The organism is Lysinibacillus sp. FSL P4-0201, from assembly GCF_038593425.1.
Taxonomy (GTDB): Bacteria; Bacillota; Bacilli; order Bacillales_A; family Planococcaceae; genus Lysinibacillus; species Lysinibacillus capsici.
Window position 1 is genome coordinate 1,334,537 of the sequence record NZ_CP151995.1, and the last position, 22,648, is coordinate 1,357,184.

Below are 22,648 nucleotides of genomic sequence, written 5' to 3' on the forward strand. Positions count from 1 at the left end.
ACAAGTATTGCTATTAATTGGCTGTAACTTCTATGAATGTAAGACGACAAATATTATAGAACGGGGGTGGAGTGCTTTGAATGACTCCGTGTTCCATCGACTATACGATGCATATCACCAAGACGTGTTTCAGTTTTTAATATATTTAGTAAAAAACCGTACACTTGCCGAAGATTTAGCACATGAAGTTTATGTACGAGTGTTGCGCTCATACGATCAATTTGCAGGCAATAGTAGTGAGAAAACTTGGCTATTTGCTATTGCTAAAAATGTAGCAATTGATCATTTTAGAAAGCAAGCTGTACGTCAAAAGCATTCACATGATTTCTTTGACTGGGAAACGGAACAGCTCCATTCAACCACGCCATCACCGGAAGATATGCTACAGGCCAGTGATGAATTTATGCAGGTAGAATCAGCACTTGAAAACTGTACAGGCGACCAAAAAATGGTCATTATTATGCGCTATTTTCAAGATTTATCGATTGCAGAAACAGCGCAAATACTAGATTGGACAGAAGCTAAGGTAAAAACGACCCAGCATCGAGCCATTAAATTTTTAAGGCAACAGCTACAGCCGATTAGAGAACAGGAGGCGAAACGGCAATGACACATAAGCCATTTGATGATGAACAGCTTGAACATGTCTTGAACAATGCCCCTAAGCTTTCTGACCGCCGTTCAAAAGAAGAAATATTAAATCGGTTAATGGCAGATGCTCGCTTGCAGGATAATAGTCACCTACAAGAAGCGATACAACAACCTATAGAGAATGAAGAAGCACAACAAGCAAGTAAATCTTTGATTCAAGATGAACGACCATCACGATTTAAGTTCCGAAAAATGCCGATTTTTACGAGTGTAGCAGCAGTTTTCGCGATAACGGTACTCGTTGGCTTCATGTTCATGAATAATGACGCTAGCCAAAAAGATCTAGCTAGTACGCCAGAAACGGCTAATTACTCTACGTTACAGGAAGATCGTTCTGCTAAAGAGGCAGCTACCCAGGATGAGGCACTTCAATCCAGTATTGTATCGGAGCATGAGCGTATGTTATCTTTACGGTCGTCTGTCTATGAGGAAGATGTGAAAGATGCTGTCGTTTTCCGTATTGGTTTGGCAGGACGCGATGCAGAAAGTGTTCCAATGACATATGTGATACCAAATGAGCGTGTAGCAACTGATTTTGGAACAGAAAAGCCTTCTACCCTACAGATGTATGAAAAATATGCTCCTCAAATAGATGAAGAAGCCAAAGGGTTTACGGATTATCATCCTTTTAAAGGTGAACTGAAGGAGAAGGAAGACAAGCTTGTCCACGTATTACCAAAGGACAATGACTATGATGTTGCATCAGCTACCGTTAATGAGTACAAAGGGACTTTAGAGGATACCTTCTCGGATTCTGAATATACGGAAGTTGAGATTCAAAATGAAGATGGCACACCTTATGAGTTTTCTCAGGAGGGTGAGCCAAGTCAAGCTATGTCATTAACAAACGCCAAGCATTTTAATTATTATTTATACCAAGATGGTAGTGGGGCAGAATACCTGTCACCAGATTTCCGTCAAACATTTGCTAATGTTACAGAGGCGCTTACACTAATGAAAAACAAAAATGATGATGTTTATGTAACAGTCGTTCCTGAAAACGTAACATATACCGTGAAAGAGGAAGCCGAAGGTGTAGTCGTAACATTCGATATTCCCTTAGATTTAGCATCGATGGAGCCAATTCGCGCTACCCAATTAATTGAAGCTATGATGTTAACTGCTGCTAGCTTTGACCAACAATTACGCTTGGATAATGTGGTCCAAGAAAGCTGGGAAGGATTCGATTTAAAAACGTATTTGCCAAAGCCTGTGGGGCCAAATAAACAATATATGCCTTAGTCAAAATCAAAAAATGGAGCATTCCTGTAACATGGAATGCTCCATTTTTACAATACTTACAAATCTAATCGGAATTTTTTAAGCAGAACTATTTACTTTTTCTTAATAATTAATTATAGTAAGGTTGTAGTATAAAATAATATGATTCATCTTCGGGGCAGGGTGAAAATCCCGACCGGCGGTAATAGAGTGGTGAACCGTTAATGTTTCCATTAACTCGAATGGTTTATGCTTCGCTCTTCAGCCCGCGACCTGTGCAAATTTATTTGCATGGCTGACTTGGTGTGATTCCGAGGCCGACAGTTAAAGTCTGGATGGGAGAAGATGGAGGTACGATCGTCATTCATTGTTATGAAATAAACTATGACCGAGCGCTTTTTTTGTATGGCTTTTTAAACAGTGCTCAAAAATAGTTTAAATTGACGCCTATTCGTCATGCCTTTCTCCCTTGTGCTCTTTATGCATAAGGGTTTTTTCGTGCTAACAATTGAAAGATCGTCACCTTTCTTCTTGCGAGATTGAATCAGCAAAGAGGAGAGAGTTTTCTATGAAGAAAAATGTTAAACTTCAATCGTTTATTACGATTGGCATGCTGAGCAGTATTTCGTTTTTATTAATGCTTTTTAATTTCCCAATTCCACCATTCCCAGCATTCTTGGAAGTCGACTTTAGTGATATGCCTGCATTAATAGCAGCCATCACAATGGGGCCTGTAGCTGGTATTTTAGTAGAATTATTTAAAAATGTATTGGATTGGATTTTCTCTGGAACGCCAACAGGTGTACCAGTAGGTCATATTGCCAACTTTGCAACAGGTATTTTATTTATTTTGCCTGTAAGCCTTATTTTTAATCGCTTTAAAACAATTGCTGGTCTTGTTGGAGGTTTAGCGACAGGAACAGTCGTAATGGCAGTAGGGATGAGTATTTTAAACTACGCAGTATTTTTACCGATGTACACATACTTCTTAGGAATGGAACCTGTTGTAGGTGACTCACTTTATAAAATGATTATCGCTGGGATTTTACCATTTAACATTGTGAAAGGTATTTTATTAACGGCTATTATGGCGTTTTTATTTACAACTATGCGCAAGTGGATCGACCGCCAGCGTTCTATCTATATAACAAAATAATTTTTACTAACCTCGGGTGAACATACCTGAGGTTTTTTGTTGGAAGGAATGATGGATAGGGAAAAGTGTGAAGAATAGAAAGGCAAAACTAACGGATAAATATAGAAAAAAGTAATGGGGTAAAAAAGCTAACTAGTACTTTATAATTATAACCTAGTCGAAAGCTATATTTTCATGTAAAATAGAGAAGAGTTTAGAATGTTTGAGGAGTTTGAAGAGATGAGTGGAAAAAAAGGACAATGGTCTAGTAAATTAGGTTTTATTTTAGCATCAGCTGGTGCGGCGATCGGACTAGGGGCAATTTGGAAACTTCCCTATGTAACAGGACAAAGTGGTGGAGGAGCATTTTTCCTTATCTTTGTATTATTTACCTTGTTAATAGGACTACCGATGTTATTGTCCGAGTATGTTTTAGGACGTGGTACACAATCCGAGGCTGTAACAGCGTATAAAAAAATTGCTCCAACTAAGCCAGGCTGGGCTTGGATTGGTCGAATGGGCGTGCTAGGCTGTTTTTTATTATTAACTTTTTATAGCGTAGTTGGAGGTTGGATCTTTATTTATAGCGGGCTAGGTGTAGCTGGCGCGGTAATTGATCCAGCAGTAGATCCAACTGAATTATTTGGAAAAATTATAGGCACGCCTTGGATTACGCTAGTTGGTCTAGTGTTGTTTACATTAGCCAACGTACTTGTGATTTCATTAGGTGTACAAAATGGGATTGAAAAGGCCAATAAATGGATGATGCCGTTACTTTTCATAATGTTCATTGTCCTTGTTGTGCGTGCAGTTACATTAGATGGGGCAATGGAAGGGGTAAAATTCTTCTTATGGCCTGATTTCTCGAATATTACGGGTAAGGCATTATTAGAAGCCCTAGGGCAATCGTTCTTTGGGTTAGCAGTAGGCTTTTCTTGTCTAGTTACATATAGCTCTTATCTAAAAAAAGATGTCAGTCTTCCGAATTCAGCGGGTTCTGTAGTGCTGTTAACTGTGCTTGTTTCATTTTTAGCAGGTTTAGCGATTTTCCCTGTTGTGTTCGCCTTTGATTTAGAGCCAGCAGCGGGTCCAGGCTTGCTATTTATGGTGCTACCAACAGCATTTAGTCAAATGCCATTTGGTGAAGTGTTTTTAGCCATGTTTTTATTGCTATTTTTATTTGCTACATTAACGTCATCATTTAGTTTATATGAGATTATCGTAGCGGCATTTATGGAGCATAGTCAGAAATCCCGTCCGATGTGGACGCTTTTACTTGGTATAGTCGTATTTATTGCAGCTATTCCAGCAGCACTTTCTTCGAGTGTTTTATCGGATATAATGATTTTTGAGAAAAGTATCTTTGATGCAACCGATTTTTTAGTGTCGAATATCATGCTTCCGCTAGGGAATTTATTCATTGCTATTTTTATTGCCTATGTAGTGGATAAAGAATTTGTGAAGAGAGAATTGCTAACGGGTAGTCAAATGGGACAAGGCTATTATTCGACATATCGTATGTTAATGCTAGTTGTTGTACCGATTATCATTCTAGTTGTGTTTGTTAATATGCTACTGCAATATTAAAGAAAAGGTATATTCCGCCATAGGAAAAATACCTTCTCTTAGTGTTAAAAACAAAACAGCCAATAGAAAGGTGTAGAAATGGATTTCTGTTGCAAGGCTACTTGCTTTCCTTTAGGCGAGTGCCAGCAGCTTCCTACGTGTAGGGGCTCACCTGTCTCGCTATCCCACGGGAGTCAAGAAGCCTTCCACACCAACCCAAAAAATCTCAATCTTTTTAGCAAAGGTTTTCAAATAAAGTAAAGGAGTTCATTACTCTTTATGAAGAGGTGTTGTCACTCAGCACTTCACCGCATTGAAAATAAGAGCCTATCCCCTCTAAGAATCCAGATAATGGGTGATTTGATCACTATGCTACTATGAGGTAAAGACACTTTGTAGAATGGTTGATAGCGTCACTCCTATGGGATTTAGCGGCTCATCGGACGCCCCCCTGGAAAGGACGCTGGCGGAACGGAAATCAACCTCTCGCCTTGCAAAGTTACTATTTCTACCGTTGACATCTTCTTTTTTAACAACATAAAAAGGTGTATTCCGTCTAATAGGAATACACCTTTTATTATGATTATAGAGATTAATAATCGTTAAGTGATAGCTCACCTAGCCAATCTTCTTTAATAATCTTCCTTGCTTGTTCTTCACTTTCGGCAATAGGGAATACTTTATCAACCTGTGAAATAGCGAATAAGTTGCGAATGAAATCATCGACGACAATAATGGCGATTTTCTTATCTTTTACAGACACCTTCTTAGCAAAATTAACGATCATCCCGAATCCAGTACTATCAATATTTGTTACTCTTTGCATATCGATAATGTATCCGTGTTTTGTGTCTAAGCTAAGTGTTTGCAGCTCTGACTTTATTTCTTCAATCATCCCGTATTCTAAATCGCCTGTAAACGCAATCACAATATAATCAGCCTTTGTGTCAATATTCATTGCAATTTTCTTCTGATTCATCCTATAGCGCCTCCATTTTTCTTTTCTTGTTTGGGGATTTATTCAAACTTAAATTTATTCACTTCATTTTGTAATTTATCAGCAATTGATGATAACTCATCTGAGCTTTGTGTAATTTCGGCAACAGTCGCATATTGCTCCTCTGAGGTTGCCGCAATCTCTTCTGTAGCTGCTGCAGCGTCCTCGATGATGCGAGAAATATCTTGAATGGCTTGTTGCACATCTAGGGAGTTGTCGTTAACATGTGTAAATGCCACTTTCATTTGTTCGACACCTTCTTCAGTTTCGACAACCTTCTCCACGATTTCTTTTAAGGCACTTCCGCCTTTATTGATGATCGTTACTTGCTCCTCGACAGCTAGTAAATTACTTTCCATTGTTCGTACTGTCACAGATGTTTCCGCTTGGATATCATTAATAAGATTAGTAATTTGTCCAGCTGCTAAACTTGACTGTTCAGCTAATTGACGAACCTCTGATGCAACGACAGCAAAACCTTTCCCTTGATCACCTGCTCGTGCTGCCTCGATGGCCGCATTGAGTGCTAACAGATTCGTTTGTTCTGCGATGCCAGTGATAACGGTAATAATACCACCAATTTCTTCAGAGCGCTTGCCTAATTTTTGGATAGAATCTGTTGCATAAGACACTGTTTTCGTAACATCACTTAGATGCATAATCGCTTCATTGATGGCTTCTTCTCCTTTACGTGCGATATGAGTGGATTCGATAGCGCTATTTAAAGTGATTTCAGCCTTTTGTAAGCTCTTTGATACTTCCTCAAGCGTTTTTTGCATCATTGAAACTATTCGTTCAGCCTGATCAGATTGAGTGGTAGTACCAACGGCGATTTCATTCATTGTTAGTGCGATCTGATTAGATGCTTCACTTGTTTGATGTGATGATTCTGCCAAAGTGTGTGATGACTTGGCAATTTGATGTGCACTACCAGCCACAATCTTTATCGTCTCTGTTAAATGATTTTTCATACTACTAAATGCGCGTGCTAATTCAGCGATTTCATCTTTGCCTTTAGGGTTTAACAGTTTAACATTTAAATTTAGTTCTGCTAGTTCCTTGGCATTGGTACTTAGAATGTTAATAGGATTAACAATTTGCTTTTGTAAGAACCAACTAATTCCTCCGATCATTACAATGGCGATCACTAAGGAAATCGCTACATTCTCCAGTGCTGATTTTGTGGCAATGCTTATATAAGGAGCGGTAGGGACAGCGGTTGCCCATACACCGATAACCTCGCCTTGACTATTTACAATCGGATCATAGGCTGCTTGATGCAAACTTCCTAAGACATTGGCAGAACCGATGAAGCGCTTTTTTTCTCCTAGTACAACAGTAGCAACCTCGTCAGAAACCTTTGTATTTAAAGCGCGTTCACCATTATCCACTATATTGGTACTTATACGCGTATCGTTTTGAAAGATGGATACAGCATTCCCATTTGTGAGTTCTCCAACTTTATCAGCTACCTCAAAGTTTTCTACCATATTGATATCGCCCTTATAGAGTTGGTTGTTTTTAATGGACCATTCACCAGGATATTTAGCGTCTAAATATTCATAGCTCAACTGTATATCTGATAAAAGCTTTGTATCAGCACTTTCTAATAGATTGTTCTTGGCAACAAAAAAATTGACTCCTGCTAAAAGGGAAGTAAGTAAAATAATACAACCAAATATAAGCAGATTCATTTTCTTTCGTATAGATAACTTCATTAAAATGCCCCCAATTTTACGTTTACTTTATAGATGAATCTTTTTGGAAATACCAACTAAAAATTTTGTTTCAGAAATATTTTCGAACCAAATATGGTCGACCATATTTTTGACAAAAAATAAACCGCGTCCACGATCAGCATAATTAAATTTGTCTAAATCGAATTGAAGAACTTTGTCCCAGTCCTTTTCGTCAATGCCTTTTGCTTCATCAGTGACTGTTATTTTTATCTCTTCGTTTGATTGAGTTACTTGTATTTGAATCTCCTTTTGAGCGGGTGTATTAATTTTTCCCATAGCCTCTACAGCATTGATGACTAGTTCATGAACAACAAATCTTAACTCTCGTTTATAAGGTAGATTATATAACTCTGTATAATTCTCCATTACTTGATCAATAAAGGCTATAGCTTGTGTATCAGGATTTACATTGAGTGTGAATTCCATCTTCAATCACCTACCCTTTAATGTAATTGTTATTGAAACGACTGTGATGTCATCGCTGTAATCATTATCAAATAAATTGTACTTTTGAGAAAACTTTTGTAGTGCATAGCTGTTATCCTGTGAAGCATAGGCGTAGAAAAAGTCCATATCAATTGAGTTTTGCTCGTTCAATGTTAATAATCCATCCGTATAAAGAATAATACGATGCCAGCCTGATAAAGGTATTGTTTTTTTATTTATTTGAATAGTAGGGAATAGTCCGAGGATAGGCGTATTCGCTGGGAGGAAGACTGTTTCTCCAAATTTTCCAAATAAAAAACCAGAAGGGTGAGCCGCATTCACATAGTGCAAAGTGCCGTTTTTTGTATCTAGAAGTATGTAGATTGCTGTCATTAAAAAACGGTCCATATCCTCATCAGAAAATAGCTCGTAAATTTGGCGGTTAAGTTCTTGGATTACGGCTACAGGATCAATTAATTTAGTAATCATTCCTTTTAATAATGATCTGATGGACATAGTAACGAGTGATGCAGCTATGCCATGCCCCATTGCATCATACAGAAGAATGGCGGTTAAATGGTCATTAATCTTAAACCAGCAGTACATGTCACCTCCTAGTGTATTGGATGTTACATAAAGACCATCAACCTGTATTTGCTCAAGATTTAATGGAGGAGATAGTGCATTCTTTTGGAATTTTTTTGCAATAAATAAATCTTTTTGAATCATACTTTCTTGCTGCTTTCGAAGTTTGGCTTCCCTCTGATATTTTAAGGCTACTTGAATTCGAGTCTTAAAGTGAGTAAAATCAAACGGCTTTAAAATAAAGTCGAAAATGCCTGCTTCAAAAACCCTATCAATTGTTATGTTTTTTTCGTAGGTAGTTGATAGTAGGATAGGGACATCTATCCAATTTTTAAGTACATGAATGTGCTGACAAATTTCCTCGCAATTGCTGAGTGTCATTTTCGTGTCAAGTACGATTAATTCCAGCTCATCTTTCAAAGCTGAATCTACTAAATAGTTCATTGCTGCTTCCGTTGTTGAAAAGCAATAAATATTGGGGATGCTGATACGATGAAAATACTTTTGCAGACGTAGCACATCATTACTTACGCTGCCAATAATTAATACTGACATGCCTACTTAATTCACCGCCTTATGTATCTATAACTAAATATTTCCTGGAAGCCAACATAATGATTTCTAACCATAATTATATACTCCGTATTTACTGATAATATGAATAAATTAAAATTCTAATTTGCTATAAATTTACCAATAAATATCGCATTATACAAGGCTTTTGTGATATAAAGTAAAACTTAATCAATAGGATTTTTGACATCTTGGTTCTTGGATAGGGTTCACGGGTTATCTTTTTAACGATGTTCTTGATATATCTACAATTAATGCATGGGGAAGTAGTGAATACTTCGTCTCTAGTCATGATACTAGACTGTTCATTTTTAGAGTGACGAAGAATTTTTGTAAGACTAAAGGCCTTTTGTAGAAAGTAGTAATTTTGCCCTTTTTTAAAGATGAAAGATCGCTATTTGAGATGGAAATGTGGTAAGAAAAATTAATCTAAAATAAGGATTAATATATTCGATAAAAAGCATGTCATAAAACCTCACATACATATTGCTTATTCTTCAAATTTAATGTATTTTTAGAGCAGTTATAAAAAACATGTTAATTAAAATTACATTGGAGTGGTGAAGAATGAAACATTATACCAAAGAAGATATTATACGCCGAGTGAAGGAAGAAAATGTGAAATTTATTCGCCTACAATTTACAGATATCTTAGGGACAATCAAAAATGTGGAAGTTCCTGTCAGTCAATTAGAAAAAGCGCTAGATAATAAAGTCATGTTTGACGGCTCTTCAATCGAAGGTTTTGTACGTATTGAAGAATCAGATATGTATTTAAAGCCAGATATCAATACCTTTGTGATTTTTCCTTGGACTGCTGAAAAAGGGAAAGTAGCTCGCTTTATATGTGATATTGCAAGACCAGATGGTACACCGTTTGAAGGAGATCCACGCTCCAATTTAAAACGAGTATTGAAGGAAATGGAGGAGCTGGGCTTTACGTCGTTTAATTTAGGGCCAGAGCCTGAATTTTTCCTATTCAAGTTGGATGAAAAAGGGCATCCGACACTGGAATTAAATGATAGTGGAGGCTATTTTGATTTAGCGCCAACTGATTTGGGAGAGAACTGTCGTCGTGATATTGTTTTAGAGCTAGAGGGGATGGGCTTTGAAATTGAAGCGTCTCATCATGAAGTAGCACCAGGCCAGCATGAAATCGACTTTAAGTATGCGAGTGCTATTGAGGCATGTGACAATATCCAAACATTTAAACTGGTGGTAAAAACCATTGCTGCACAGCATGGTCTCCACGCAACATTTATGCCAAAGCCACTATTTGGGGTCAATGGCTCAGGAATGCATTTTAATCTCTCCTTATTTGAAGGTGATAAAAATGCCTTCTATGATGAACATGCAGACTTGCAATTAAGCGCAACCGCACGTAGCTTTATGGCAGGAATTATGAAGCATGTGCATGGCTTTACGGCTATCACGAATCCACTTGTCAATTCCTATAAACGATTAGTACCTGGCTATGAAGCCCCTTGCTATGTAGCATGGTCTGCTCAAAACCGTTCACCATTAATTCGCATTCCAGCAGCACGTGGATTATCTACACGAATTGAATTGCGTTCTGTTGATCCAGCAGCAAACCCTTATTTAGCAATGGCTGTAATTCTAGCATCTGGGCTGGATGGTATACGAAAAGATTTAACACCACCAGCTGCGGTAGACCGTAATATTTATAAAATGACAGCAGCAGATCGGGAGTTGAACGGGATTGATAGTTTACCATCCTCATTAGAATTTGCGCTAATTGAATTAGAGATGGATACCATTGTTCGTGATGCATTGGGGGACCATATTTATGATAAATTTACAGCTGCCAAAGAAATTGAATGGAATAAATATCGCACACGTGTCCATAACTGGGAGCGTGAGGAATATTTAACGATGTACTAAAGGTGTTGGGGCTTTTTTAGCTCCAACTTTTTTATGTGACATGTACTTCTTTTTGCTCTATCATAAGATTAAAGGAGTGTGAACGATGACACAGATAACTCAAGTTGTGACAATTCAAAACAATGATATTGTTCAATTTGAACTTGATATTAACCGTGCTTTAGTAGATTTAAAAGGCTTTTTCATACTTGATATCAAATACAATACGCTCTTTATTGGAGAGCAGACAGTCATCCATTCTGCTTTAATTATTTATCAGCAAAACAATTACACTATTTAACAAGAGGGGTCATGTCGATAAGACGTGACTTTTTTTTATTTAAATAACGATAAGAGAAATACCCGATCTTCTGGAAATGTTAGGGGTAAAAGTGCTACTTCCTCTTTAGATTTCCATGCTATGTCATATATTAATTCATCGGGATCATGTATCATCATTTGTCCACCTGTTAAGATGGTTTGAAAATAGCGAACTTCCACTACTTCATTGTACTTATAATAAATTTCCTTAATAATATCTACTGTATAGCCTGTTTCTTCATAAACTTCTCGTACACAGCAAGTCTTAAAATCTTCCGTGGCCTCTTTTCCACCTGATGGCACAGTCCAAGTTTTCTCTTCATCAACAGTTCCTTGTAAAACCATTAATAACTGATTACTTTCATTCAAACAAATAGCAGCAGCACCTAACCATTTCATCGCAAAGTCCCCCTATATCTTCTCTTATACCGTTTTACCATTTAATAGAAACTATTGTAAATATATTTTAGAAATATTTTGGATGTTTTGATTTTTACTACAATGGAATTTTAGGGAAAAATAGTGAGTGAGATAAGAAATTAAAAGTGGGGAGCTAGTCAAAAAATGCTTTCCATTTAACCTGTCCAAAGTTAGCATAAAAAGACAGGTTATATAGCAGTATCTATTTTAAGATGGAATCAAGGAGTGAAAGCAATGAGTTGGATTGAGTCGATACAAAAGGCCATTAATTATATGGAGGAGCATTTATTAGAGGATATTACGATTGAACAGATTGCGCAGGAGGTTAATTCTTCTGTCTTTCACTTTCAGCGAACATTTGCCATATTGACAGATATGTCTATTGCAGATTATCTGCGACGAAGAAGATTAACATTAGCTGCACAAGAATTGCTGGGTACTGAACAAAAAATAATCGATCTCGCCTACAAATACGGCTATGAAACTCCTGAAGCCTTTACTAAAGCGTTTCGAAAACAGCACCATGTTACGCCTAGTGAAGCAAGAAAGAAGCAAGGACCATTACAATCATATAATCGCCTGGTCATACAGGTAAGCTTGAAGGGAGCAGAACCAATGAAATATAAAATTATTGAAAAAGACAAGTTTCAAATTGTGGGTGTAAAAAGAACATACAACTGTCAAAATGGGGAGAATACAACGGAAATACCTCTATTTTGGCAAGAGGTAAACCAAAGTGGCTTTGATCACCAGCTATACCAATTAAATAATGGCACGGTCAATGGCGTATTAGGTGTTTGTGTACCAAATACTGAACAGGGACAAAAGGGCTTCATTGATTATTGGATTGCTACTGATCATGTAGGAGAAGTAGGGGAAGATCTCTTAACAATGGAAGTACCTGCATCCAAATGGGTTATCTTTGAAGTACATGGACCTATGCCTGATGCAATGCAAAATACGTGGAAACAAATTTATTCAGAGTGGTTCCCATCCAACCCATATGAACCAGCAGGAACAGCAGAGTTGGAGGTTTATCCTGAAGAGGATGCTTATAGCCCTGATTCGTATTCAGAAATTTGGATTCCAATTAAATAACAAGAAAGCCAAGGATGCTATACTAGTGCATCCTTGGCTTTTATTATTCTATTAAAAAAATTTACCCTTTTTTTAGTTTTGTTAAAGATGTAAAATATATATATGTTTAAAGTGAACGGTTTAGCGATGTTTATTAATCGTTACATAATTTCATGAGGGGGTTAAGAAATGATGAGAGGTACGATTCAAAACAAATGTGTTGAAATTTCACAAGAGGATGCACAGCAATATTTAAAGTTGGGAAAAGTTGCGCATGTTGCAACAGTTGATGAGGAAGGTTTTCCTTATGTTATTCCGTTTGTCTATGTATATGAAGGGGAGGACAAACTATACTTGCATATTGGTAATCTTCGAGAAAGTCACTTTTGGTCAAATATCAAACAAAATCCTAAAATTTGTATAGAAGTTTGCGATATGGGTGATTTACATCCAGGCAAAAAATATGCCTGTCAATCCGCACTAGTTTATCAAAGTGTTGTTTTGTTTGGACATATCGAAAGAATTGAAGAGGAAACGAAAAAAGAATGGTTCTTTGATGCGTTACTGGAGAAGTATGGCAAGCCTGAATGGACATTTGAAAGAGAAGGCTATCCGATTATGCCGAAAATTGAACTATTTGAAGTAAAAATAGAAAAGCTGACAGGGAAAATTAATAACGGCATGTATCATTAATCAAAAAGGCTAAGTATTGGTTGAATTCTACCATGCTTAGCCTTTTCTTCTTACGATTTTGTTAAAGTGTAAAGTTGTAGAGTATCTTCAGTATTGTGCTTCTCTTGGTAAATGAAATTCAATTTTTTTAAAACCTTGATTGAATTGATATTGGCAGCGTCAACTTCTGCAGCAATTGTTTCCATTTTTAAGTGCTTAAAGGCATAATCAATTAAAGCAGTTATAGCTTCTGTTGCATAGCCTTTTCCCCAATATTCCTTGCCCAAATCATAGCCAATCTCTGTTAGAGCATTGTCATAATCAAGCATATTAAAGCCACATGACCCAATGATATGATTGGATGCCTTTTCAAAAATAGAGAAGCGGATTGCCTTGTGTTGCTTAGCTAATTGTTCTAGAAGTTCAATCATTTCCAAGGCTTGCTCTTCTTGTGTAAACTGAGTAATGTTCATATACTTGGTTACATCAGGATCAGACCAAATGGTTAATAAACTTTTAGCATCAGCTTTCTCCATTTTTTGTAACCGCAATCTTTCCGTGTTGATATTTTCAATCAATACTTTTACCTCCAAAATTATGATGATGTTGGATGAAAAATATTGCTATCTGCGCATAATTCAGTCCCTTCATATGGATATAAGTTTATTATAATAGAAATGATACATACTGCAAAATACTGGAGGAAATAGCATGATAAAAGTCTCGGAAGAGCAATATCCTATCATTAAACAATTTATTTCAAGAGCCCCGACATTTGTGTATAGTATACTAGATCGAATGATAGAAGGAGCTGTCTATTCTGATACAGCTGCTTTTCAAACATTATTATTTCACACGAAATCAGGCATATACTATGTATATGGCAATGAAAATAAGACTTCGATTGATTATCAGCTTGCCTATTGTTTGCAACAGGCTATAGAACAACAGAAACGGTTTACCTTATTTTCTTATTCAGAACAGTGGAATACTAAAATCGAACAATTGTTAAATAACCAGCTGAGAAAGCTAGAACGCTATACATTTACATTTGATGAAAATATTTATAATCATAGAGAGAAGCATGGGAAACGTGATTACGAAGTCAAATTTATTACTGAACCCTTGATTAAAAATTCACTGGAATTTGATCAGACATATTATGAGGAATATTGGGATTCTACCTCTAATTTCCTCAAAAATGGCTTTGGCTTTTGTTTCGTACATAAAGAACAAATCATTAGTGAAGCGGTCTCTATATTTAAATCAAATGAGTATGCAGAAATTGATATTATGACAAATTCGAATTTTAGAGGACAAGGATTAGCAAGTAGCATTGCAGAAACATTTATAGATCATTGTCTTGTCAACCAGCTAAAGCCTTGTTGGGATTGTGACATTTCGAATACAGGATCCATTCACCTAGGCACAAAGCTTGGTTTTACAACACCACAAAAATATACTATCTATACAAAAAGTAGCCCACGCGGTTATTAAAAACATCGTGAGCTTTATCTGCTTTTAAAAGAAACGATTGCGTAATTCAAAAACTCGATAGAATAGTCTAGCGTCTCTAGCCATTTTATTTGGAGCGTTCATATGGGGACGGAGGCATTGTTGAAACAATTCATCACAGTATTTTGTGCTACCGTGGCGTTCATAGCATTCATCATGCAGTTTACAGCAAGCATCCACTGCATTTGTAGGCGTACCTGGTCCTGAGCAGCCAGGACCACAGTATCGGTAGCCGGGATAACAAAAACCGAGCTTGCGATTTCTATTCATCTCCTAAACCTCTCTTTTCGATGTTTTTACTATAAAATATGTAATATTTCATCGTAGAAGAGGATAAAAAACTATAAGACTATTCTTTTTGATTTGTAAGGTTCCTGTAAGCTTAAAAATAATTAGTTGTAAGGATGGGGAGTTATGCTAGCTATAGCATAAAAGATAAGGAGTTTTTCAACATGAATCCATCCGTTACACAAAAAGAACGAATCATTGCCTTAGATATTATACGAGGATTAGCGTTATTTGGTATTTTATTTATTAATGTAGGTGCCTATCAGCTCATAATAGAGGGTGCACCAATGCCTGATATGAGTGGAATCAATGGGGTTATTGATTCACTTATTAATATTTTTATAGAAAAGAAATTTTTCTCTATCTTTTCATTCCTATTTGGGGTTGGTTTTTATATTTTTGCTACACGTGCAGAAGCGCGGGGAGATAGACCGAGAATGCGCTTTGCAAGACGCTTATTGGCTCTATTGGTTATAGGTATTATTCATATTTTTATTTTTTGGGGCTCTATCCTAGCCATTTACGCAGTGATTGGTTTTTTATTGCTACCATTTTACTCTGCGAAGGTTTCAACCATTTCTAAATGGTTGTTTACGATTATCACACTGCATATTCTGGCATTATTAGGACAAATGTATATGCCGTCTAATACAGTTTCGTCAGCTATATTTGGCTTTTTAGGCAATGATGCCGTAGCCATCTTTATTATGTTTTTAAGTGGATTTTTAGTAGCAAAAGCTGATTGGATTGGGCACATTGGAGCGCATAGTCAAAAAATAAAATGGTTGCTTTATAGTACTTTCCCGTTCTTTATTGGATTCTCATTATGGATTTGGTTTGCCTCACAAGCAGAAGACCAACAGCTTCAATCTATCATTGGCTTAGGGGTTGTTCCAACAACCTATTTTTATCTAAGTTGTTTGTTTATTCTATTAGAACATAAAACAATAGCGAAGCTACTTCAGCCAATTGGACGTGTGGGGCAAATGGCCTTTACAAACTATTTAGCGCAAAGCTTTATTGGAACAGCCATCATTTCATTAATGGGGCTAGAAGTAGTTTCACCATCAGATATTGTAGTGATAGCGAGTATTACGTTTATCATTCAAATAATTTTTAGCGTGATTTGGTTTAAGTTCTTTACAATAGGACCATTTGAAAAATTATGGCGATATATGACTTATGGAAAAAAAGTCGTGTCCAAACAATCGTAAAATACTGTAAATCCCAAACAATCCTACTGTTTGGGATTTTTTCTGCTAAAATAAATTGTATGTTTTTGTAAAAAATGAAACCTAAAATAGGAGATAATCGTAAACTAGGTACCAGAAATAAAGGAGCGTTTATAATATGGCTAAGCAAATAAAAAAATATATGGCTGTGACAACGGCATCTTTGATGGCTGTGCAGCTTGCAGCATGTGGAAATAGTGAAACTCAAACAGCAGAAGAATACCCTTTAACTACTTCTAATCAGATAACTGAAGATCAAAATCAAGCAAATACAAGTGATGAAATAGAAAGTGTTTACAATAGTGAAATGGCTGATGCCTGTGATGAATGGCAAGAAGGTGATGATGGTTCCTTTGAATGTATCGATGAAAATTCACCTTACTATGCCCAGCATTTCTTTAATGGTTTGATGTATGCAACGGCTGGAGCCATGATAGGAAGTGCGATATATAAAAGTCGCAATTTAAAAAATGGTACAGATCGAGATGAGCAAAGCAATGGTGGCGGCTCAGCAGTGCCACGATCGTCATCAAGCGTTAAGGATGAAAGTAAACAAACAAATGGTATAACAAACAGTACGCAAAATAAGGCTAGTTCAACTTCAGGTAGCTCAACTTCAAGTGGATCAAATTCTTATTCGAGTGGACAACGCTCCTATTCGACGGATAGTTCATCTAAGAGTTCCAATTCCTACTCCAATAGCTCTTCCTCAAGCACAGGAAAATCGGGCTTTGGTTCTGGTGGGGCATCTCGTGGCGGCTCGTCCTCCTCGTAGGGTTAGGATAGGGAGTGAAGAACATGATGAATCACACACAGCAACGACAAGCATTTTACTCAAAATTCCCTGACTTCTTTCCTGACTTTGAGGATTTAGAGTACGCATTATATGATGTTTTAGAATTGCCAAAGCAACAAATTGATCAACTTCATTATGCAACACAAATGCTTTGGCGCATCTTTTTAAAAGTCGGGAAACAATTTAAACATTTATCGGTCGATCAGCTCTTAGCCTTAGGTATTCGACCGGAAATGATCCCATATATTCAATTAGATTATTTACAGCAGCAATCAATTCTGGCACGATTTGATTTTATTTGTACAGAGGAGGGTTACATTAAATGTTTAGAGTTAAATGGAGAAACCCCTTTTCTTGTACAAGAAACCTTCAAGATGAATGACGCACTATGTCAGCATTTTGGCTATAAAAATCCCAATGATGTAACAGCCTTACAAAAAGCATTGTCGGGCGCTCTTTTTGCTGCCATTCAATATTTACATAATGTCAAAAAGCCGAAGATTGTCATCACAGGAAAAACAGCGAAAGAGGACTACGAAGAGTATTGCCAGGTACAGTTTATCAAGTCCTGTATTCCTTTTGACATTGAGTATGTGCCCATACAAGAGCTTATCATCTTTTCTAGTGACACGTCTGAGGTAGCACAAGGTCTTTATACACCTACAATGGAGAAAATTGATATTTTATTTAGACCCGCACACCCTGTAGAGTTTTTAATAGATGATGTGGCAGCAGATGGTGATCGCATTGGCTTGCATCTTTTAGAGCTTGTCAAAAAACGACAGCTAGCCATTATTAATCCACCTGCTGCCTATGTATTACAATCGAAAATCTTATTATGGTTAATATGGGAGCGGAGAAATGATCCATTGCTCTTTACTTCCGAGGAACGAGCAGCTATTTTGCAATATATGCTTCCTACATACCTTACAGCAGAACCATTTATTCGTGATGATGTACCCTATGTCAAGAAGCCTGTTTATTCTCGTGAGGGAAATACAGTAGAAATTTACGCAGGAAGTGGGCGGAGAGTAAATGCTTCCACATCCAAACACTATGATGATAATTTGTTTATTTACCAACAGTATGTGGAGATGCCTAGTATAACAGTGCAGTTAAAAGAAGGATATCGTGCTAAGAAGTGGCTAATTGGCTCATTTGTTGCTGATAATTGTGCATGTGGTTTAAGCTGTCGGGTAGGCAATCAAATTACAGAATGGGATTCACATTGGTTAGCCGTTGGTTACAAGGAATAGCAAATCTATAGTGCTGAAAAACAAAACCACCCATAAAATTTTTTTAGAAGGTGAAAATGGATTGCCGTTGCAGGCTACTTGCTTTCCTGTGGGCGAGCGCCGAACCGCTTCCTTCGCTCCGCTCCGTGCAGGGTTTCGCCTGACTCGCTATCCCACGGGAGTCAAGTAGCCTTCCACTCCAACCTACAAAAGTGTTATCTTTTTAGCAAAGGTTTTCAAATAAAGTGAAGGTGTTCACTTCTTGTCACTCATCACTTCTCCACATTGAAAATAAGAGCTTATCCCCTCTATGAATACAGATAATGGGCGATTTTATTACTATGCTACTATTAAAAAAGTAAAGACACTTTGCAGAATGGTTGATTGGAGAGGAGCCAGCGTCACTCTTAGGGGATTTAGCGTCACTGATGAGACCCTGGAGCGAACGTAAGTGAGAGAAGCGGCTCATTGGACGCCCCCTGGAAAGGACGCTGGCGGAACGGAAATCAACCCTTACCTTGCCAAAAGGTTTTATTTCTCCTAGCGATATTATCTTTTTTCAACAACATGAATTGGCGAGACTTTTAAAAGTATCGCCAATCGTTTGGTCCTTATTCATTCCAGCCTTTACAGACATCAATCCATTCTTTATAGGGAGCATATGTTTCAAGTTCTGAAATGGTTACCTCAATGGCTGAATTACTACTACCGCACGCTGGAAATACTGTAGTAAAACGTTTTAAAGATTCATCTAAATAAATGGCTACGCCATCATTCACACCAAAAGGGCATACACCTCCGACATCATGGCCGATCATCGTCTCCACATCATCTTTGGATAACATCTTTGCCTTCGTACCAAATACGGCTTTATATTTTGCATTATCGATTTTTGCGTCACCAGCAGCCACAATTAAGATCGCTCCATCATTTACAAGAAAAGATAAAGATTTTGCTATGCGCTCTGGCTGACAGCCAAGCGCCTGTGCTGCTAACTCAACTGTTGCGGAGCTTTCTTCTAATTCTTGTATTTTGTGTTCTACATGCCATTGTGCTAAATGGCGACGTACTTTTTCAATTGCCATATGTACACCCTCCTACTTGTATCAATTATGCCCTAGCATAGGTTGTCGAGATTTTTTGAGATTTTCGAAAAGATCCCTTTTCTATAGTTGATATACCACCTTCATACAAAAAGCATTCATTAAATCCAGACAAAATTAATTTTACCATAATTTTCAGAATATATAGTTGTGAATGCTTTATCTTTCGGGTACCATTGGTATAAGGAGTGTAAAATTACACTAGGGAGGTCTTTGTATGCTTAAGTTTATACAAATAGTATCGATACTAATTGGTTTATCCGTTGTGACATTAATGGTTGCATTCATGATCACATTAAGTGGTGGGCTGCATTTAATTAATTTGGTCTTTACTATACCTGTTTGTTTATTTGTCTGGATTGTTTGTAGTATGTTTAAATGGACCAACACAAAAAAACGAAGGGGCTTGCTATTTGGTGTCATGGGAATCGCCCTGTTGATTGCAGCCATTAAACCGATTCAACATTATTATAAAATGAGTATTCCCACTGTTGATGCGGAAATTGATGTAACAGTCTATCAGCCATTTGTCCCTGGCAATGAAATAGTGAAAAATAAAGCTTCCTTACAATTGACAGAGTCATTACCACGACTAGATGGTGCAACAGCCATGTACCCTTTATATGCGGCTTTTGTGGAGGCTACGTATCCCAAAGGGGAATATCCTCCATATAATAGTAGAGTTCAAGTAAGTCGTACACCAGAGGCCTATCAAAATTTAATAGCTGGAGATGTTGATTTAATCTTTGTGGCAGCCCCGTCCATCTCACAAGAATGGCAGGCAGAAAAGGAAGGACTTACATTTGATATGACGCCAATTGGTAGAGAGGCATTTGTCTTTTTTGTGCATCGTAAAAATAAAATCGATAATTTAACACTTGAGCAGGTCAAAAAAATATATGCTGGAGAAATAACTAATTGGCGTGAAGTGGGTGGGGAGGATGAGGCCATTCGTGCTTTCCAACGCCCAGCAGATAGTGGAAGCCAAACGACACTAGAAAAGCTGATGGGCAATACGCCAATCATGGAGGCACCCACTGAAGATGTTGCATCAGGAATGGGTGGAATCATTCGTGAAGTGTCGCAATATCGAAATTATAAAAATGCCTTGGGCTTTACGTTTAGATATTATTCTACAGAGATGGTTGGTAACAAAAAGATCAAATTACTATCCATTGACGGAGTAGCACCAACAAAAGAGAATATTCAAAATGGTACATATCCTTTAGTGTCTGAATTTTATGCCATCACAGCAGGAACGGAAAATCAAAATGTACAGAAACTGATTGATTGGATACTTTCTGAGGAAGGGCAGGCAATGGTAGAAAAGGTTGGCTATGTACCAGTGGAAAATCATTGAATAGTTTGCTATACTAAGAGTAATAATCGAATAAAAGTTTTCTAGGGTTCCGTAGCGCTTGCTAGTCTGGTCCGAGAGAAAACCACAAATTGATTTTGTGACACGGAAGGATAAAAGCCTGGGAGATACTGTTTAAAGACAGTTTCTTCAGGCTTTTTTTGTTTGGCTAAAATCAAGTCATTTGGCGAATGCTGAAAAAGTAGTTGGATCATCCAATTATTCGGCCGTGTCTTATAAAATGGAGGGATTTATGATGAATAAACAATGGATCAGCGTCATTATAGCGGCTTGCTTTGAAGTTGGCTGGGTCATTGGGTTAAAGCATGCAACAAGTGTACTAGAATGGATTGGTACAGCAATTGCCATTTTTATTAGTTTTTATTTGCTCATTAAAGCAGGTGAGCATCTACCAGTTGGGACCGTTTATGCAATCTTTGTCGGATTAGGAACGGCTGGTACTGTATGTGCGGATAGCTTGCTATTTGGAGAGCCGTGGAAATTAGCAAAAATCATATGTATTGTTGTGTTACTTGCAGGAGTTGTAGGCTTAAAGCTAGTAACAGGAGAGCCTAAGGAACAAGAGGTGAGTGAATAATGGCATGGATGGCATTAGTTGTTGCAGGGTTATGTGAGATGATGGGTGTATATATGATTAGTAAATATAATAAGACGAAGAGTATGAAAAATTTAGGACTGTTGATTGGTGCATTCACCTTAAGTTTTGCAGGCCTTGCCTATGCGATGGAAACATTACCAATGGGTACTGCCTATGCGATCTGGACAGGGATTGGTGCAGCTGGGGGAGCACTGCTAGGTATGCTGTTTTTTAATGAATCTAAGGACTGGCGACGCATCGTTTGTATTATCCTTGTATTAGGAGCAGCAATCATGTTGAAATTGCTATCATAATTAAACAGGCACTCCTCTTATGCAGGAGTGCCTGTTTTTATATTATTTTTTTACGTCTTTTGTCCATTCAGCCACTTTATCCGGGTTAGCATCAACCCATTCTTTCGCAGCGTCTTTTGGATCTTTACCATCCATTACTTCTAACATAACACTTTCTAAATCTTCTGCTGTCCAGTGGAAGTTATCGAGTACTGAATATACATCTGGTAAATCTTCTTTTAAGCCTTTGCGTACGAATGTATTAATCGTTTCTTCTCCACCATATACACCCTTTGGATCTTCTAAGTATTTAAGATCATATTTCGCAAATTTCCAGTGTGGTGACCAGCCTGTGACAATAATCTCTTCCTTATCTTTCAGCGCTTTTGATAATGCAGTTGTCATCGCACCAGAAGAAGAAGTAATAAAGTTCCAATCTGCTAAATTATCATATTCTTCTAATGCTTTTTCTGTAGCAGCAGTAATGCCCGCACCTGGCTCAATACCAGTGATTGTATGATCTGCTTCATTAGATAAATCTTCAATAGAATTGACATCCATATAGCTTGGTACAACTAAACCGATTTTTGCACCAGCAAGGTTTTCACCTAGCTCATCTAAATCAGCTTTATATTTTTCATATTGTGAAGCATGTGTATGTGGTAGCCAAGCAGCAACCATTCCATCAGCCTCTCCTTTCGAGACAGCCTCCCACATGATCGCATTATCCAAAGGAGTTAATGTTACATCATAACCTAAATCTTCGAGTACCTGCACAACAACATTCGTTGAGGCAATTTCTGTATCCCACTCAACATAGGCTAGGTTTACCTCCTTAGAATCACTGTTTTTTCCAGAACTTGAGCCTGAGTCGCCTCCACTACATGCAGCAAGCATGAAGCCTAGACCTAGAGCCATTCCTAACTTTGATAGTGTTTTCAGTTTCATCGAATCTCCCTTTCTCTTC

The 22,648-nt window shown here is 37.5% G+C and carries 24 protein-coding genes and 2 riboswitches; of the genes, 15 read left to right on the plus strand and 9 right to left on the minus strand.

Annotated elements, in window-relative coordinates; genetic code table 11:
* Positions 1–55 precede the first annotated feature (55 nt).
* The 4 genes from sigX (at position 56) to MKY76_RS06415 (ending at position 4,594) form a co-directional block, all read left to right on the plus strand.
* The gene (gene sigX, locus MKY76_RS06400; RefSeq protein WP_081011069.1) at positions 56–610 is read left to right on the plus strand and encodes an RNA polymerase sigma factor SigX; all 555 of its coding nucleotides are present in this window, start codon (positions 56–58) and stop codon (positions 608–610) included.
* Positions 607–1,893 carry a hypothetical protein gene (locus tag MKY76_RS06405; protein ID WP_048391284.1) on the plus strand — a complete coding sequence of 429 codons (1,287 nt, stop codon included), beginning with the start codon at positions 607–609 and terminating at the stop codon, positions 1,891–1,893. Before sigX ends, MKY76_RS06405 begins: the two co-directional genes overlap by 4 nt.
* 144 nt (positions 1,894–2,037) lie before the next feature.
* A riboswitch (FMN riboswitch) is annotated at positions 2,038–2,223 on the plus strand.
* A 217-nt stretch (positions 2,224–2,440) separates the two neighbouring features.
* Positions 2,441–3,028: an ECF transporter S component gene (locus MKY76_RS06410; RefSeq protein WP_036080135.1), complete on the plus strand. Its 588-nt coding sequence runs from the start codon at positions 2,441–2,443 to the stop codon at positions 3,026–3,028.
* Positions 3,029–3,247: 219 nt separating this feature from the next.
* Positions 3,248–4,594, plus strand: coding sequence for a sodium-dependent transporter (locus MKY76_RS06415; protein WP_233436312.1), 1,347 nt, complete (start codon positions 3,248–3,250; stop codon positions 4,592–4,594).
* 571 nt (positions 4,595–5,165) lie between these two features.
* On the opposite strand, the gene MKY76_RS06420 is transcribed toward MKY76_RS06415, so the two are convergent.
* From MKY76_RS06420 to MKY76_RS06435, 4 genes are read right to left on the minus strand one after another with little or no spacing between them, the layout of a single operon-like run.
* Positions 5,166–5,552 (minus strand): STAS domain-containing protein, encoded by a 387-nt coding sequence (locus MKY76_RS06420; RefSeq protein ID WP_009370722.1) that lies wholly within the window; start codon positions 5,550–5,552, stop codon positions 5,166–5,168.
* A 38-nt stretch (positions 5,553–5,590) separates the two neighbouring features.
* Positions 5,591–7,288 (minus strand): methyl-accepting chemotaxis protein, encoded by a 1,698-nt coding sequence (locus MKY76_RS06425; RefSeq protein WP_048391281.1) that lies wholly within the window; start codon positions 7,286–7,288, stop codon positions 5,591–5,593.
* A 27-nt stretch (positions 7,289–7,315) separates the two neighbouring features.
* Positions 7,316–7,735, minus strand: coding sequence for an ATP-binding protein (locus MKY76_RS06430; protein ID WP_342557536.1), 420 nt, complete (start codon positions 7,733–7,735; stop codon positions 7,316–7,318).
* A 6-nt stretch (positions 7,736–7,741) separates the two neighbouring features.
* Positions 7,742–8,875, minus strand: a complete 1,134-nt coding sequence (locus MKY76_RS06435) for a response regulator (protein ID WP_305193171.1) — start codon at positions 8,873–8,875, stop codon at positions 7,742–7,744.
* Positions 8,876–9,460: 585 nt separating this feature from the next.
* Here MKY76_RS06435 and glnA point away from each other — a divergent pair.
* The gene (gene glnA / locus MKY76_RS06440; protein WP_048391277.1) at positions 9,461–10,795 is read left to right on the plus strand and encodes a type I glutamate--ammonia ligase; all 1,335 of its coding nucleotides are present in this window, start codon (positions 9,461–9,463) and stop codon (positions 10,793–10,795) included.
* A gap of 85 nt (positions 10,796–10,880) precedes the next feature.
* Entirely contained in the window at positions 10,881–11,075 is a 195-nt protein-coding gene (locus MKY76_RS06445; RefSeq protein ID WP_048391275.1) for a hypothetical protein, read from the plus strand.
* A gap of 35 nt (positions 11,076–11,110) precedes the next feature.
* On the opposite strand, the gene MKY76_RS06450 is transcribed toward MKY76_RS06445, so the two are convergent.
* Entirely contained in the window at positions 11,111–11,494 is a 384-nt protein-coding gene (locus tag MKY76_RS06450) for an NUDIX hydrolase (RefSeq protein WP_112117576.1), read from the minus strand.
* A 255-nt stretch (positions 11,495–11,749) separates the two neighbouring features.
* Between MKY76_RS06450 and MKY76_RS06455 the strand changes: the two genes are divergently transcribed.
* Together MKY76_RS06455 and MKY76_RS06460 are read left to right on the plus strand one after the other, a co-directional pair.
* Positions 11,750–12,613, plus strand: coding sequence for an AraC family transcriptional regulator (locus tag MKY76_RS06455; protein ID WP_066036610.1), 864 nt, complete (start codon positions 11,750–11,752; stop codon positions 12,611–12,613).
* Between the two features lie 168 nt (positions 12,614–12,781).
* Positions 12,782–13,285 carry a pyridoxamine 5'-phosphate oxidase family protein gene (locus MKY76_RS06460; protein WP_342557537.1) on the plus strand — a complete coding sequence of 168 codons (504 nt, stop codon included), beginning with the start codon at positions 12,782–12,784 and terminating at the stop codon, positions 13,283–13,285.
* Between the two features lie 50 nt (positions 13,286–13,335).
* Here the strand turns inward: MKY76_RS06460 and MKY76_RS06465 are convergent, their stop codons facing one another.
* Positions 13,336–13,842 carry a GNAT family N-acetyltransferase gene (locus MKY76_RS06465; protein WP_339280663.1) on the minus strand — a complete coding sequence of 169 codons (507 nt, stop codon included), beginning with the start codon at positions 13,840–13,842 and terminating at the stop codon, positions 13,336–13,338.
* 133 nt (positions 13,843–13,975) lie between these two features.
* Between MKY76_RS06465 and MKY76_RS06470 the strand changes: the two genes are divergently transcribed.
* Positions 13,976–14,761 (plus strand): GNAT family N-acetyltransferase, encoded by a 786-nt coding sequence (locus tag MKY76_RS06470; protein ID WP_342557538.1) that lies wholly within the window; start codon positions 13,976–13,978, stop codon positions 14,759–14,761.
* A 24-nt stretch (positions 14,762–14,785) separates the two neighbouring features.
* Here the strand turns inward: MKY76_RS06470 and MKY76_RS06475 are convergent, their stop codons facing one another.
* On the minus strand, positions 14,786–15,049 hold the full coding sequence (locus tag MKY76_RS06475) for a Parvovirus coat protein VP1-like protein (protein WP_081011051.1): 264 nt from the start codon (positions 15,047–15,049) through the stop codon (positions 14,786–14,788).
* Positions 15,050–15,231: 182 nt separating this feature from the next.
* Between MKY76_RS06475 and MKY76_RS06480 the strand changes: the two genes are divergently transcribed.
* The 3 genes from MKY76_RS06480 (at position 15,232) to MKY76_RS06490 (ending at position 18,351) form a co-directional block, all read left to right on the plus strand.
* Positions 15,232–16,281: a DUF418 domain-containing protein gene (locus MKY76_RS06480; RefSeq protein WP_328012176.1), complete on the plus strand. Its 1,050-nt coding sequence runs from the start codon at positions 15,232–15,234 to the stop codon at positions 16,279–16,281.
* Positions 16,282–16,417: 136 nt separating this feature from the next.
* Positions 16,418–17,074, plus strand: a complete 657-nt coding sequence (locus MKY76_RS06485; RefSeq protein WP_048391262.1) for a hypothetical protein — start codon at positions 16,418–16,420, stop codon at positions 17,072–17,074.
* Positions 17,075–17,097: 23 nt separating this feature from the next.
* On the plus strand, positions 17,098–18,351 hold the full coding sequence (locus MKY76_RS06490) for a glutathionylspermidine synthase family protein (protein ID WP_054550617.1): 1,254 nt from the start codon (positions 17,098–17,100) through the stop codon (positions 18,349–18,351).
* A gap of 590 nt (positions 18,352–18,941) precedes the next feature.
* On the opposite strand, the gene MKY76_RS06495 is transcribed toward MKY76_RS06490, so the two are convergent.
* Complete coding sequence (locus MKY76_RS06495) at positions 18,942–19,415, minus strand: YbaK/EbsC family protein (protein ID WP_342557539.1); 474 nt, start codon at positions 19,413–19,415, stop codon at positions 18,942–18,944.
* 235 nt (positions 19,416–19,650) lie between these two features.
* Between MKY76_RS06495 and MKY76_RS06500 the strand changes: the two genes are divergently transcribed.
* The 3 genes from MKY76_RS06500 (at position 19,651) to MKY76_RS06510 (ending at position 21,702) form a co-directional block, all read left to right on the plus strand.
* The gene (locus MKY76_RS06500) at positions 19,651–20,793 is read left to right on the plus strand and encodes a substrate-binding domain-containing protein (protein ID WP_313871560.1); all 1,143 of its coding nucleotides are present in this window, start codon (positions 19,651–19,653) and stop codon (positions 20,791–20,793) included.
* A gap of 30 nt (positions 20,794–20,823) precedes the next feature.
* Positions 20,824–20,920: riboswitch (guanidine-I (ykkC/yxkD leader) on the plus strand.
* A gap of 126 nt (positions 20,921–21,046) precedes the next feature.
* Positions 21,047–21,388, plus strand: coding sequence for a multidrug efflux SMR transporter (locus tag MKY76_RS06505; protein ID WP_004232293.1), 342 nt, complete (start codon positions 21,047–21,049; stop codon positions 21,386–21,388).
* Complete coding sequence (locus MKY76_RS06510; protein WP_016991838.1) at positions 21,388–21,702, plus strand: multidrug efflux SMR transporter; 315 nt, start codon at positions 21,388–21,390, stop codon at positions 21,700–21,702. The genes MKY76_RS06505 and MKY76_RS06510 overlap by 1 nt, the downstream gene beginning before the upstream one ends.
* 42 nt (positions 21,703–21,744) lie before the next feature.
* Here MKY76_RS06510 and MKY76_RS06515 read toward each other — a convergent pair whose 3' ends face one another.
* A complete protein-coding gene (locus tag MKY76_RS06515) occupies positions 21,745–22,629 on the minus strand; it encodes a glycine betaine ABC transporter substrate-binding protein (RefSeq protein WP_342557540.1) in 885 nt (294 codons plus the stop codon).
* Positions 22,630–22,648: the final 19 nt, after the last annotated feature.

Coding starts and splice junctions, on each gene's coding strand:
- MKY76_RS06405 (WP_048391284.1), top strand. CDS start 607: ATGACACATAAGCCATTTGATGATGAACAGCTTGAACATGTCTTGAAC.
- MKY76_RS06410 (WP_036080135.1), top strand. CDS start 2,441: ATGAAGAAAAATGTTAAACTTCAATCGTTTATTACGATTGGCATGCTG.
- MKY76_RS06415 (WP_233436312.1), top strand. CDS start 3,248: ATGAGTGGAAAAAAAGGACAATGGTCTAGTAAATTAGGTTTTATTTTA.
- MKY76_RS06420 (WP_009370722.1), bottom strand. CDS start 5,552: ATGAATCAGAAGAAAATTGCAATGAATATTGACACAAAGGCTGATTAT.
- MKY76_RS06425 (WP_048391281.1), bottom strand. CDS start 7,288: ATGAAGTTATCTATACGAAAGAAAATGAATCTGCTTATATTTGGTTGT.
- MKY76_RS06430 (WP_342557536.1), bottom strand. CDS start 7,735: ATGGAATTCACACTCAATGTAAATCCTGATACACAAGCTATAGCCTTT.
- MKY76_RS06435 (WP_305193171.1), bottom strand. CDS start 8,875: ATGTCAGTATTAATTATTGGCAGCGTAAGTAATGATGTGCTACGTCTG.
- glnA (WP_048391277.1), top strand. CDS start 9,461: ATGAAACATTATACCAAAGAAGATATTATACGCCGAGTGAAGGAAGAA.
- MKY76_RS06445 (WP_048391275.1), top strand. CDS start 10,881: ATGACACAGATAACTCAAGTTGTGACAATTCAAAACAATGATATTGTT.
- MKY76_RS06450 (WP_112117576.1), bottom strand. CDS start 11,494: ATGAAATGGTTAGGTGCTGCTGCTATTTGTTTGAATGAAAGTAATCAG.
- MKY76_RS06455 (WP_066036610.1), top strand. CDS start 11,750: ATGAGTTGGATTGAGTCGATACAAAAGGCCATTAATTATATGGAGGAG.
- MKY76_RS06460 (WP_342557537.1), top strand. CDS start 12,782: ATGATGAGAGGTACGATTCAAAACAAATGTGTTGAAATTTCACAAGAG.
- MKY76_RS06470 (WP_342557538.1), top strand. CDS start 13,976: ATGATAAAAGTCTCGGAAGAGCAATATCCTATCATTAAACAATTTATT.
- MKY76_RS06475 (WP_081011051.1), bottom strand. CDS start 15,049: ATGAATAGAAATCGCAAGCTCGGTTTTTGTTATCCCGGCTACCGATAC.
- MKY76_RS06480 (WP_328012176.1), top strand. CDS start 15,232: ATGAATCCATCCGTTACACAAAAAGAACGAATCATTGCCTTAGATATT.
- MKY76_RS06485 (WP_048391262.1), top strand. CDS start 16,418: ATGGCTAAGCAAATAAAAAAATATATGGCTGTGACAACGGCATCTTTG.
- MKY76_RS06490 (WP_054550617.1), top strand. CDS start 17,098: ATGATGAATCACACACAGCAACGACAAGCATTTTACTCAAAATTCCCT.
- MKY76_RS06495 (WP_342557539.1), bottom strand. CDS start 19,415: ATGGCAATTGAAAAAGTACGTCGCCATTTAGCACAATGGCATGTAGAA.
- MKY76_RS06500 (WP_313871560.1), top strand. CDS start 19,651: ATGCTTAAGTTTATACAAATAGTATCGATACTAATTGGTTTATCCGTT.
- MKY76_RS06505 (WP_004232293.1), top strand. CDS start 21,047: ATGAATAAACAATGGATCAGCGTCATTATAGCGGCTTGCTTTGAAGTT.
- MKY76_RS06510 (WP_016991838.1), top strand. CDS start 21,388: ATGGCATGGATGGCATTAGTTGTTGCAGGGTTATGTGAGATGATGGGT.
- MKY76_RS06515 (WP_342557540.1), bottom strand. CDS start 22,629: ATGAAACTGAAAACACTATCAAAGTTAGGAATGGCTCTAGGTCTAGGC.